Source organism: Nostoc sp. DSM 114167 (genome assembly GCF_052692655.1).
Genome location: NZ_CP195116.1, coordinates 1,378,445 through 1,390,542 on the forward strand (window position 1 = coordinate 1,378,445; position 12,098 = coordinate 1,390,542).

At 38.6% G+C, this 12,098-nt stretch carries 12 protein-coding genes; 8 read left to right on the forward strand and 4 right to left on the reverse strand.

What is annotated here, in order from left to right:
• Window positions 1-344: 344 nt before the first annotated feature.
• Both NSTC731_RS05855 and NSTC731_RS05860 read right to left on the reverse strand, forming a co-directional pair.
• Complete coding sequence (locus NSTC731_RS05855; protein WP_445632027.1) at window positions 345-1,100, reverse strand: sugar transferase; 756 nt, start codon at window positions 1,098-1,100, stop codon at window positions 345-347.
• A gap of 111 nt (window positions 1,101-1,211) precedes the next feature.
• Complete coding sequence (locus NSTC731_RS05860) at window positions 1,212-2,354, reverse strand: glycosyltransferase (protein WP_445629983.1); 1,143 nt, start codon at window positions 2,352-2,354, stop codon at window positions 1,212-1,214.
• A gap of 280 nt (window positions 2,355-2,634) precedes the next feature.
• Between NSTC731_RS05860 and NSTC731_RS05865 the strand changes: the two genes are divergently transcribed.
• The 3 genes from NSTC731_RS05865 to NSTC731_RS05875 all read left to right on the forward strand — a co-directional run bounded on the left by NSTC731_RS05865 (window position 2,635) and on the right by NSTC731_RS05875 (window position 5,876).
• Window positions 2,635-3,573: an NAD-dependent epimerase/dehydratase family protein gene (locus NSTC731_RS05865; RefSeq protein WP_445629984.1), complete on the forward strand. Its 939-nt coding sequence runs from the start codon at window positions 2,635-2,637 to the stop codon at window positions 3,571-3,573.
• A 273-nt stretch (window positions 3,574-3,846) separates the two neighbouring features.
• Complete coding sequence (locus NSTC731_RS05870; RefSeq protein WP_445629985.1) at window positions 3,847-4,377, forward strand: hypothetical protein; 531 nt, start codon at window positions 3,847-3,849, stop codon at window positions 4,375-4,377.
• Window positions 4,378-4,460: 83 nt separating this feature from the next.
• Window positions 4,461-5,876, forward strand: a complete 1,416-nt coding sequence (locus NSTC731_RS05875) for a protein kinase domain-containing protein (protein ID WP_445629986.1) — start codon at window positions 4,461-4,463, stop codon at window positions 5,874-5,876.
• 107 nt (window positions 5,877-5,983) lie between these two features.
• Here the strand turns inward: NSTC731_RS05875 and NSTC731_RS05880 are convergent, their stop codons facing one another.
• Window positions 5,984-6,673, reverse strand: coding sequence for a hypothetical protein (locus NSTC731_RS05880; protein ID WP_445629987.1), 690 nt, complete (start codon window positions 6,671-6,673; stop codon window positions 5,984-5,986).
• A gap of 196 nt (window positions 6,674-6,869) precedes the next feature.
• Between NSTC731_RS05880 and NSTC731_RS05885 the strand changes: the two genes are divergently transcribed.
• From NSTC731_RS05885 to NSTC731_RS05900, 4 genes are all read left to right on the forward strand, one after another.
• Window positions 6,870-7,514 (forward strand): L,D-transpeptidase, encoded by a 645-nt coding sequence (locus NSTC731_RS05885; protein ID WP_445629988.1) that lies wholly within the window; start codon window positions 6,870-6,872, stop codon window positions 7,512-7,514.
• A gap of 137 nt (window positions 7,515-7,651) precedes the next feature.
• Window positions 7,652-7,873 (forward strand): hypothetical protein, encoded by a 222-nt coding sequence (locus NSTC731_RS05890; RefSeq protein ID WP_445632277.1) that lies wholly within the window; start codon window positions 7,652-7,654, stop codon window positions 7,871-7,873.
• A 79-nt stretch (window positions 7,874-7,952) separates the two neighbouring features.
• Window positions 7,953-8,549, forward strand: a complete 597-nt coding sequence (locus NSTC731_RS05895; protein ID WP_445629989.1) for an SMI1/KNR4 family protein — start codon at window positions 7,953-7,955, stop codon at window positions 8,547-8,549.
• A gap of 120 nt (window positions 8,550-8,669) precedes the next feature.
• On the forward strand, window positions 8,670-9,545 hold the full coding sequence (locus tag NSTC731_RS05900; protein ID WP_445629990.1) for an SMP-30/gluconolactonase/LRE family protein: 876 nt from the start codon (window positions 8,670-8,672) through the stop codon (window positions 9,543-9,545).
• A gap of 289 nt (window positions 9,546-9,834) precedes the next feature.
• Here the strand turns inward: NSTC731_RS05900 and pgsA are convergent, their stop codons facing one another.
• A complete protein-coding gene (pgsA, locus tag NSTC731_RS05905; RefSeq protein WP_445629991.1) occupies window positions 9,835-10,371 on the reverse strand; it encodes a CDP-diacylglycerol--glycerol-3-phosphate 3-phosphatidyltransferase in 537 nt (178 codons plus the stop codon).
• Window positions 10,372-10,592: 221 nt separating this feature from the next.
• On the opposite strand from pgsA, the gene NSTC731_RS05910 reads away from it, so the two are divergent.
• A complete protein-coding gene (locus tag NSTC731_RS05910; protein ID WP_445629992.1) occupies window positions 10,593-12,014 on the forward strand; it encodes an aspartate ammonia-lyase in 1,422 nt (473 codons plus the stop codon).
• Window positions 12,015-12,098 lie beyond the last annotated feature (84 nt).

Here is a 12,098-nt window from a genome sequence, read left to right on the forward strand (position 1 = left end):
GTAAATAAATATACTGAAGAAAAAGCAATCTAGCACGTAAGTCCAACATTTAGATAACTCAAAATTATTTAACTATGTATATTTTCTTTTACCAGATACGAGATTATTTTTATGTATATTTTTTTTTCAAAACTTCATATATCTCTAGTTATGTGAAGACTTAATAAAATAGCCATTTGAAATTAGACTTCTGACAAAAGTGCCAAATATCTACACTCACAGAAGTCTGAATTAAGTAGAAAAGCACAAATGATAGAGATAAAAATGAGCAATCCTTGAGCGTGAGGGGAGAATTAGTACTTAGGGGCATTAACTGCCCCACAGAATTCACCCTAAGTATTTACTCAGTAAGCACCGTTATTTTTAGTTAGAATTACTACATCAACAGTTTTCAAGATGATCCATAAATCGAGCCAGAAATTCCTAAATTTGACATAATGCAGGTCTATTTGGACTCTCCGAGGATAAGGAATGTCATTACGTCCAGATACCTGCCACAAACCAGTAATTCCTGGACGGATTGTTAAAATCTCATCAATATGATAACCGTATTTTGGCAATTCTTCTGCTACCAAGGGTCGGGGGCCGACTACACTCATATCCCCTTTTAAAACATTCCAGAACTGGGGAAATTCGTCTAAGCTAGTAATTCGTAAAAATCGACCAATTTTGGTAATCCGGGGGTCTTGTTTTAGTTTAAAACTGCTCTCAAATTCTTGTCGCAACTCGGGCGATGTTTCCATCATTTGCATGAGGATTTCGTCCGCATTGCTTACCATTGTTCGGAATTTAATACAATTAAACGCTTTGTAATTTTTCCCTACCCGTTCCTGGATATAAAATATTGGCCCTTCTGAGCTCAAGGCAATCAGCAAGGCCAAAATTAAGTAGACGGGGAAGAACAAAATCAATACCGACAGCGAAAACACTATATCGAAGAGTCGCTTGGCAAACTCTCCGTTTAAACCCTGAAAAGATAAACCTTTGGGCTTAACTTTTGGCGTCTTCGTTTTTTGACCGCGTTTTAAGAAACGCACAGACGCTCTAGTGTCTTGCCTTACGCCTCGCTTGCCGGAGAGGAGTGAGCTCTGGGCAGTCATCATACTCCTTAATAATCCACACCACACATAGTCCCAATATTAAAGCCAAAATGAGATGCTTCTGGGGGAAATTGCCAAAAGCCTAAAAAAATAAGATGTTAATCAAGACCATCATTGCAAAAATGGTCTTTTTTCGTTGCACTTGTTTACAAAATCTAGATAACGATCTGCAAAGATTTGCGGTGAAAACTGCGCAGCGTGCGATCGCATATACTCGGAACTGAACGAACCCTCATACATTTCAAATTTTTCTACTGCCTCCACCAAAGCCGCCTCTGTTTGCGTCTTGAAAAATATACCTGTCCCTGTATCCGCACCAGAGCGAATATCTCGCACTGTTTCTAGAGCACCCCCTGCACCATAAGCAATTACTGGCGTGCCGCAGGCTTGTGCTTCCACTAGGGCAATACCAAAATCTTCACAAGCTGCATACACAAATGCTTTAGCCCTAGACATATATTTTTTTACCACATTATCGGGTTGCCAACCGAGTATTTGGATATTTGAGTTTGCCATCTTGCGAATCTTATTCATTTCATCTCCTGTACCAATGACTACTAATGGTCGTTTTAGTTGATTAAAAGCCTTGACAATCAACGATATTTGCTTGTAACTCACTAACCGGGAAACTGTCAGGTAAAAGTCCTCTTTCTCAGATAGAAACGGAAATTGAGCAATATTCACTGGTGGATAAATGACTGTTGCTTCTCGCCGATAGCAACGCCAAATCCGCCGAGCTGTATGTTGCGAGTTAGCAATGAAATAATCAACGCGATTGGCACTCAATACATCCCACTGGCGCAAACGATGTAATAAATATCGCGTCACCCATCCAGGTAAGCCACTACCCAGTTTACTGTGGCGCAGATAATCAAAGGTCAAGTCCCAGGCATAGCGCATAGGGCTGTGACAGTAGCAAATATGCATCTGTTCGGGAGTGGTAAGGATTCCTTTGGCAACAGCATGGGATGAAGACAGAATGACATCATAATGCCGCAAATCCAGTTGTTCAATTGCCAAGGGCCACAAAGGCAAGTATTTTTGTATACCGTTGCGGGCATAGGGAAAGTTCTGGAGAAACGTCTTGCCAATTTGACGCTTATATAAATAACTTTCTCTGTTGCTGGATTCAAAATCTATGAGAGCATACAAATCAGCATCAATGTGATTCAAAATTTCTCGGACAACGAGTTCTGAACCACCTGTGGCTTTGGGTGTCAGCCACTCATGAACTAGGGCATATTTCAAGGGCACAGCTAAACAATTCAAAATTCACGCATTCAAAATTGAAGATAGTTTTTTTAGACTCCGACTGAAAAGTTTCCTATTGTAATTAATTAACGGGAAGTGCTTCAGATTAGCAAATGGGACGGAATCTTTCCCTCAGAGGTTCCAGATGGATACTACAACCTGATAACCTCAGATTGGGAATGGGGTATTGGGTATTGGGGATGGGTTATTCTCCTTGTCTTCTTAGTCCCCAGTCCACAATACCTACTCTCTTAATGACAACTGATATAGAAAGGGTGAATTTATGCGAATTCTGATTATGGGTGGTACTCGGTTCATTGGTGTCTATTTGACTCAACTACTAGTGGAAAAAGGACACGAGGTAGTGCTGTTCAATCGTGGAAATCGGCCAGCACCTCCTTTACAGGGAGTAGGACAAATTATAGGCGATCGCACAGATGCTACTCAATTAAAAGCAAAATTATCACAAGAAAACTTCGATGTCATTTTTGACAATAACGGTCGAGAACTTACTGATACTCAACCACTAGCAGAAATTTTTCAAGACCGAGTGCAACATTTTGTGTATATGAGTTCTGCGGGAGTGTATCTCAAATCCGATCAATTGCCCCATGTAGAAGGCGATGCAGTAGATCCCAAAAGTCGCCATCAGGGTAAACATGAAACAGAAGCTTACCTGACTCAATTGGGATTACCATTCACTTCTATTCGTCCTACTTATATTTACGGCCCTCGTAATTATAATGAGTTAGAAGGCTGGTTTTTTGACAGAATTGTGCGCGATCGCCCCATTCCCATCCCCGGAAATGGCTTGCATATCACCCAGCTAGGTCATGTAAAAGACTTGGCAAAAGCTTTGATTCAGGTTTTGGGCAATGAAAAAGCCATAGGACAGATTTATAATATCTCTGGCGATCGCTTTGTCACTTTTGATGGTTTAGCCCGTGCTAGCGCTGTTGCGGCTGGCAAATCACCCGATGCTGTCAAAATCGTCCATTACGACCCGAAAAAGTTTGATTTCGGCAAACGCAAAGCTTTTCCGATGCGGGTGCAGCATTTCTTTGCTTCGGTAAATAAAGCGCAAACAGAATTAAACTGGCATCCTGAATATGATTTGATTTCTGGGCTGACTGATTCTTTTGAAAATGATTATTTAATATCTAAAAGCGATCGAGCCAAGGTTGATTTTTCTCTAGATGAAGAAATTTTGCAAGCTTTATAAGACTAATTTAAGGCTTGTACTTTTGGTTGGGTTTAAGCGACGGTTGCCCGTAGGGCAATCGTCAATTTCACATGAATTGACCATTAATAATTACGCAAAATATGGTAATTCATAATTTGGATTAATACTTTTAGACCGATTCTGCTTGATTAATACAAAAGTTTAAAATTCGATGACACATCATTCAAACATAATTATAAATCTGTATAATATTTTCAGGAATCAAACCATACTGAATTGTAATTACCTGTAGAAAGTTACAGGGTTGTAATAATGAATACACTAACTTTACAGTGGGCAATTACTTTCCAATGGAATGATGCTGGTAACAGAAGAATTAAGATAGCACATAGAGAAAAAGTTCGTGCCTTGAGAGAAAAAAAACCTGCATATAACAAGCTTTTATTAAAAAATGAATGTTCAGAACCTGTGTATGTTGCTGCTAGCTTCATCGCTTTAGATGATGTATTACAAACTAAAGGTTGGTTTGTTCTGCAACCTAATGGTGGAGAATCATCACCTGGTTATTTGACAATATCTGATGGAATATTTTTACACGCAACAATTAACAAAGGCGATCGAGAACCTCCGATAAAAGGGGAAGGGGATAAAACAAGCACTATAAAAAGAGTTGTTACAACAAAAGAATTTGACTATATTGAAGAACCTTTTCTCGATCCAAATGAAGAAAGCAAATCAGTTGAGGTTTTTTACAAAGTTAAATTTGATTTTCCCCCAACTATTGGAGATGAGTACACAACTAAAACTTTTAAGTGTAAGGGAAATACTTTACAGTTAAATTAAGATTAATGGGCATAGGGCAATTCTAGTTTTCCAAAAGTAATACAAGACGTTAAGTAACATCCTATAAAATTACATGGATGGTAATGAATACAGTTCTTCGGAAACGTTACAAAATCTTAGGCAGCTTGGGAAGTGGTGCATTTGGCGACACCTATTTAGCTGAAGATTTAGATTTGCCTAGCAAACCTAAATGTGTCGTCAAACACCTTAGACCTAAAAATGTCAAACCAGAAGTTTTGATGCTCGCTAGACGCTTATTTGAGAGTGAAGCAGAAGCTTTATATCGCTTAAGTAATCTTAGTAAGCAAATCCCTAAACTATTTGCTCATTTTGAAGAAAATGGCGAATTCTATCTGGTGCAAGAATTTGTGGATGGGCATGATTTAGCAGCAGAAATCATTCCTGGTAATCCCTGGAGTGAAGATAAAATTGTTCAACTATTGCAACAGATTCTAAAAGTTTTAGTTGTCGTTCATCAGCAGAACATCATCCACCGTGATATAAAACCCCAAAATTTGATGCGTTGCCGTGAGGATGGCAAGATTGTACTGATTGACTTTGGAGCAGTTAAAGAAATTAAAGGTTTGGCGGCGAATTCTGAAGGTCAAGTTACTTCAACTATTATTATTGGCTCTAGTGGCTATATGCCAGATGAACAAGCTAATTCTAAGCCAAAACTATCTAGTGATATCTATGCAGTAGGAGTGATTGGTATTCAAGCTTTGACAGGCAAATTACCTAAAGACTTTCAAGAAGACCGCAACAATGGAGAAATAATTTGGCGAAACGAAGCAAATGTTAGCAATAAATTAGCTAATGTTTTAACTAAAATGGTGCGTAAAAGATTTAGTGAGCGATACCAAACAGCAAGCGAGGCTTTGCAAGCACTGAATTCTGTATCTCCAAGACTATCAAAATCAACAACGTCGTGGAAATTACCATTTCGCCAAAAAGTTTTAGTTACAACTGGAGTAGGAGCAGGAATACTTGCAATACTTGTGTTAGCTCCTTTAATTCTATTGTCTACCAAAACGACCGAAAACTTTACTCAACTACCGTGTGATGCTAAACTATCTTCATTAGAATTAAATTTACCAAAATTACCAGATAAACCAGATAGAAAGTTTAAGAATAATATCAGCTATTATGGCTCTTCTGATGAGAATAATAACTTCAGCGGTAAGGGAATCTTAGTCTTTAAAAATGGTGATAGATATGATGGAGATTTCAAAAATCATAAGCGTGATGGTTGTGGAAGATTTTCATTTATAGGTGGAAATGTATATGAATATTATATAGGTCAGTACGTAGACGATCGGCCTAACGGTCTAGGAAAATTAAGATGGAAAAATGGTGATGAGTATAGAGGGAATTTCAAAGATTATGAATGTGAGGGGGAAGGAGTATTTAAACCGGCAAATGGATCTTCTAAAAGTGGAATTTGGCATAAAGGTAATTTGTTAGGAGACAACATATCCATATCATGTAATCAAAAGTAAATATAAATATTATATTGGGTAGATTTTAATATTTGAAATTAGTAAAGATTAGTTTAATGATAAACTAACCGTAAAACAGCAGACATCAAGGAATAAGGAAAAATGAATCAAAAGCAATGTGAAAAATCAAAATTCATCTCTAGTGCAGTTTCTTTACTCTTTTTAACTTCTTGTTTCAGCTTTGCGATTCTCCCACAAATAGGATTGGGACAATCTACAAAGCAAGAAACACCCACTAATAACACCACAGAACCAAATAGCACAGGGCAAGCAACACCACCTGCTTCTGACGAAATCAAAAACCCGATAACACCTACTAATAACACCACACAACCAAATAATTCACAGCCAGCAACACCACCTGCTTCTGACGAAATCAATCCAAATACTGGCAATACCACAACGCCGACTAATTCAAATACTGGCAATACCACAACGCCGACTAATCCAAATACTGGCAATACCACAACGCCGACTAATTCAAATACTGGCAATACCACAACGCCGACTAATCCAAATACTGGCAATACCATAACGCCGACTAATCCAAATACTGGCAATACCACAACGCCGACTAATTCAAATACTGGCAATACCACAACGCCGACTAATCCAAATACTGGCAATACTAAAAAGCCGACTAATCCAAATACTGGCAATACCACAACGCCGACTAATCCAAATACTGGCAATACTAAAAAGCCGACTAATTCAAATACTGGCAATACTAAAAAGCCGACTAATTCAAACACTGGCAATACTAAAAAGCCGACTAATTCAAATAATGGCAATACCACAGAGCCAACATATCCCATTCCAGGACGAGGATAAAACTTATTTGATTAGTGAGATTTTGCAAAATAGTTGAGTAAAAATTCAGAATTCAGACTTCAAACTAGTTGAAATTTGAGTTCTGAATTACTATTAATAAATAAAAGCAAAATTAAAAATTAAATATTTTATAATAAACTTATAAATTTAATGCAATAGATTATGAACAATAGTGTGTATTATCGTAATGTTCTCAAGTTTGGATTAATCTCAATTGCTTTGCTTTTCTGGCTTCAATTACGTGCTATTGCCAAAACTACAATTGAGCAAAGAGTAACGGAGAAGACAATAATTAGTCAACTGAACTCTCCTCCCGCGCAGCCAAATCTTCCTAGCACTTCTGAGCGAATGATGCGTTTACTGCTGAGGCTAAAGCTTCCAGTGCAGACAACCCCTCCTAATACTTCTGAGCAAAATATCCATTTACTACTCTTTCTCAAACAACGAAAACTTTATGTTTATCGGGGGGATGTTTTACAAGCCAGCTATCCCGTAGCTATTGGTAAACCAAAGTGGGAAACGCCTACAGGCAAATTTAAAGTGCTTAATATGGTTAAAAACCCAACTTGGCGAAATCCATTTGTTAATTACACAGAAATTATTCCTCCAGGTTTAGAGAATCCTCTAGGAGAACGTTGGATTGGATTTTGGACTGATGGAAAAGACCAAATCGGATTTCATGGTACTTACAAGCGAGACTCTGTAGGGAAGGCAATTTCTCATGGTTGCGTTCGTATGTATAATGAGGACGTGCGAAAATTGTATGAAATGGTGACAATAGGTACTCCTGTAATTGTAGTTCCTTAAATACAGATAAATGTACATAAATAACGATGATTTATTCGTTATTACCGTTGTTCATCTATAATTTCGGTTTCGTAAAATTTTGGTGATAAAAAATAAATTTATCGAGAGATGTTTTCAATCAGCAGTGTTAGCTTTTTGTGGCAAAAGATAAATATCCTGAATATGATTTTATTTCTGGTTTACAAGATTCTCTGAAAAATGACTATTTAGCTGTGGACAGAAGGTTTCGCGCAGAAGTTGGGGTTGAAAAAGGTGAAATTCGTCAGGCAAACCAGAGTCCTCTGGGTATTCACTGGGAAGATCGTACATTGTTGGTAGGGTTTCTTTTGAAGGACGAGGGGGGTCTGTTTGGTACATAACGGGAATCCTGACCGACTAATTTTAAGTTAACAGATCGCGATAAAGGTTTGGCAAAAATCAAAAGACAAATTTTTGAAAATGAATGAACGCGAAAATATTCAACAATATTTCAGAAATCTTCTAGAAATTATTGAAAATCAAAGACCTGGATACATTGCTGTTTTAAAAGATGGTTTACTCGATGATGAAATTCAGAATAGCATTACAACTCATCCAATTCCTGAAGGTTTAATCGCTATATATTCATGTGTTAAAGGATGTTGTTTTGAACTTCCTAATAATTTTAATTTTCCTACATACTTACTTCCTGGATACAATTTAATCGAAATTGATAAAGTAGATAGCGTTATAAATCGTTTGCATAGCGTACATAAAGATCCAGACTATTGGGGATGGCAACCAGATATGATTCCTTTTTTATATGGTAGCGGAGGTGATTACTATTGCGTCAGAACTTTGCCAGACAATCAATCAGTTGTATGGACTCCTAAAGATGATGTTCTATATATAATTTGTCAAGGTATTAAAGATTTTCTTTTAATAATTACGGAATGCTATAAACAAAATGCTTATTTTTTGGATGAAGATAGAGATTTAGAATGTAATTCTGATTTAGAAGAAAAAATTATAGTAAAATTCAACTCAAATTATTATTATCAAAATGGGTTAAAATAAAAATAACGATCAAACGCATAAAATCCATTTGTTATAAGTTAAACCAAGAACTTAAGAGTAGAGATTGAGTTGACATTGGGTAAAGATGTATACTTCATTTAATATTTAAATTAACTGCTTATGGGACAATATCCACTCCACAATGTTCTACAAGCCCGTGCCCGTTTAGGTGAAAGCCCCATCTGGGACTGTACCAGAAGCTTACTGTACTGGGTTGATATTTATAACCATCAAGTGCATCAGTTCAATCCTATTACGGGGGAAAACTGCTTTTTTGATGTAGGAGATGTAGTAGGTGCGATCGCAACAGCAGGTGCAGATAGATTAATTATGACATTACGTCATCACTTGGCATTCCTCAATACCCAGACAGGCGAAGTTACTCCCATTTTGGAGATTGAAGGAAATCTGCCAGATAACCGTTTTAATGATGGTAAATGTGACCCCCAAGGCCGCTTTTGGTTCGGCTCAATGTGTTCTTTAGAAAAACCCCAAGCTAGTCTTTATCGTTATGATGCTGATGGTTCATTGCATATCATGGAAACGGGATTGACTATCTCTAATGGTCTGGGGTGGAGTCCGGATCAAAAGACGTTTTACTTAACAGATTCTCCTGAGCAAAAGATATATGCTTACGATTTTGATTCAGTTACAGGTAGCATTACTAATCGCCGGATTTTTGTTGATTTAACTCATGAATCTTTCTATCCAGATGGGTTGACAATAGATAGTGAAGGACATATTTGGTCCGCTATGTGGGATGGATGGTGTGTGATTCGTTTTAGCTCTAAGGGCGAAGAGATATTGCGGCTAAAGCTACCTGTGCAAGTGCCAAGTAGCTGTACTTTTGGGGGCGAGAATTTGCAAACACTCTACATCACCACTGCTTCAGTTGGACTCAGCCAAGCGGAAATTGAAAAAAGTTTCTACTCAGGTGATTTGTTTGCTCTCCAAACTGATGTTACCGGATTACCTAGCTATGATTTTGAGAAATAAAGTATTAGCTGTGTAAAAGTGAAGCGCTAAATTGCCTCTCGCATTCGTTCAACTCGACTCTTTACTTGTTTGCAAATTCTAAAAATTCCGAGTTGCGAGTTCCGATCTCGAAGTTTCCAGTTGCGATCGTGAAGTTCCGAGTTTTGAATCTCAAGTTTCGAGTTTTGATCTCGAAGTTTCCAGTTCAGATCCTGAAGTTCTGAGTTTTGATTTCAAAGTTCCGAGTTTTGATCTCGAAATTCCGAGTTTTGAGGTTGTTGCCAATATTCCTGTGTAGCTTATTCCTGGTTCATTTTACATCTAATAGAGTATTTTCCTTAATTGGATTTTGCGGCAAAAGATAAATACCACCAGAAATTAAAGTTAGGGCAACAGAAATCCAAAAGGCAATTATAGAGGGAGTTTGCCACACTTCAGGTAGGGGTGCAATTAGAAGTGCGATCGCAACTATTTGACTAATAGTTTTGAGTTTACCCCAAATATTCGCTCCGGTAATTGTTGTTTGATTTACTCGCCAACCAGCGATCGCTAATTCTCGCGCTAAAATCAAAAACACTCCCCAAGCAGGTATTTTTTCTAGTTCAATCAAAACCATCAATGGCGCTAGTACCAGAAATTTATCCACTAAGGGGTCAAGAAATTTACCCAACTCACTAATTTGGTTGAGTTTCCGCGCCAAATAGCCATCTAACCAATCAGTTAACGCCGCAACGATAAAAATCGCCAAACATATCCACCTAGCTTGTGGTGTGGGGTTGTACAAGCCATAAAGCAAAAATGGTACACCCAGAAGGCGAGAGAAGGTAATCCAGTTGGGTAGAGTCATAGGATATTGGGCATTGGGCATTGGGCATTAGGAGTGCTGTTAGCGTCAACGGGGCGTTTAGCCCGTGCTGAGTTAAGAGTTAACAGTAGAGACGCGATTAATCGCGTCTGTACAAGAGTTAGGAGTTTTGTTTACCCCCTTGTCACCTTGTCTCTAATTCTCCCCACTTTCTCCCTAAGCGTGGGAAAATCTGTTTTCTGAAGCTCTCTTAAAACAATACTATGACTGAATACACAGACTCTCAATTCCGCATCGAACGCGATTCGATGGGCGATCGCCAAATTGCTAGTAGCTTTTATTACGGCATTCAAACACTACGGGCGATTGAAAACTTCCCCATTAGTGGCATAAAGCCTTTAGCTACTTACGTAGATGCTGGATTGATAATTAAAAAAGCTACAGCAATTGTGAATGGAGAACTAAATTGTATTCCCCAAGATATTAGTCAGGCGATTGTGCAAGCAACTGATGAAATCTTAGCTGGGAAGTTCCGCGATCAATTTGTTGTGGATGTTTATCAGGCGGGTGCTGGAACATCCCACCACATGAATGTTAACGAAGTTCTCGCAAATCGCGCCTTAGAAATACTTGGTGAAGAAAAGGGCAATTACAAACGTGTTAGTCCCAATGACCATGTTAATTATGGACAGTCTACCAATGATGTGATTCCGACTGCAATTCGCATCGGTGGTTTATTGGCATTATCTAAAACATTACACCCAGCAATAGATGGAGCGATCGCATCCTTAGAAAACAAAGCTGTAGAATTTCAAGATATCGTCAAATCTGGCAGAACCCACTTACAAGATGCTGTACCCGTGCGTTTGGGTGAGAATTTTCGAGCTTGGGCGCAAATTCTTACAGAACACCAAAACCGAATTTATACCGCCTCTGGAGATTTGATGGTGCTGGGTTTGGGAGGTAGCGCAGCCGGAACGGGATTAAATACTCATCCTTTGTATCGCGCCCGCGTGGTAGAAGTTATTTCAGAATTGATTGATACTCCTTTAGAACCTGCACCCCATCTCATGGCAGCTATGCAAAGTATGGCGCCATTTGTAAATGTTTCCGGTGCTTTGCGGAATTTAGCCCAGGATTTAGCCAAAATATCTCATGATTTACGGTTGATGGATTCGGGGCCAAAAACAGGCTTGAAAGAAATTCAACTGCCTCCAGTGCAACCCGGTTCCTCGATTATGCCAGGGAAATATAACCCAGTCATGGCAGAGATGACATCAATGGTGTGCTTTCAGGTGATGGGTTACGATAGTGCGATCGCTTTAGCCGCACAAGCCGGACAATTAGAATTAAATGTGATGATGCCGCTAATTGCCTATAACCTAATTCACAGTATCGAAATTCTCGGCAATACCATCGCTGCACTCACCGAACGCTGCATTGAGGGAATTACTGCCAATCGAGAACGTTGTTTAGCTTATGCCGAAGGCAGTTTAGCTTTAGTAACCGCACTAAATACCCATATCGGTTATTTAAATGCCGCAGCTGTCGCCAAAGAATCTTTAGAAACTGGTAAATCTCTGCGGCAAATTGTTTTAGAACGAGGATTAATGAATGAAACAGATTTAGCCACAGTGTTAAATCTAGAACAAATGAGTGGTATCTTACCGCTCAAAACAGAATAATAGTTTATGGGGCATGGAGCATTGGGTAGGGCATGGTATTCTCCTTGTCCCCTCATTCTTGACCCTGCGTGAAGCTTTAGCTAC

Excerpts from the sequence above, each read along its gene's own strand:
- NSTC731_RS05910 (WP_445629992.1), top strand. The coding sequence starts at position 10,593 with ATGACTGAATACACAGACTCTCAATTCCGCATCGAACGCGATTCGATG.
- NSTC731_RS05875 (WP_445629986.1), top strand. The coding sequence starts at position 4,461 with ATGAATACAGTTCTTCGGAAACGTTACAAAATCTTAGGCAGCTTGGGA.
- NSTC731_RS05895 (WP_445629989.1), top strand. The coding sequence starts at position 7,953 with ATGAATGAACGCGAAAATATTCAACAATATTTCAGAAATCTTCTAGAA.
- NSTC731_RS05885 (WP_445629988.1), top strand. The coding sequence starts at position 6,870 with ATGAACAATAGTGTGTATTATCGTAATGTTCTCAAGTTTGGATTAATC.
- NSTC731_RS05865 (WP_445629984.1), top strand. The coding sequence starts at position 2,635 with ATGCGAATTCTGATTATGGGTGGTACTCGGTTCATTGGTGTCTATTTG.
- NSTC731_RS05855 (WP_445632027.1), bottom strand. The coding sequence starts at position 1,100 with ATGACTGCCCAGAGCTCACTCCTCTCCGGCAAGCGAGGCGTAAGGCAA.
- pgsA (WP_445629991.1), bottom strand. The coding sequence starts at position 10,371 with ATGACTCTACCCAACTGGATTACCTTCTCTCGCCTTCTGGGTGTACCA.
- NSTC731_RS05870 (WP_445629985.1), top strand. The coding sequence starts at position 3,847 with ATGAATACACTAACTTTACAGTGGGCAATTACTTTCCAATGGAATGAT.
- NSTC731_RS05900 (WP_445629990.1), top strand. The coding sequence starts at position 8,670 with ATGGGACAATATCCACTCCACAATGTTCTACAAGCCCGTGCCCGTTTA.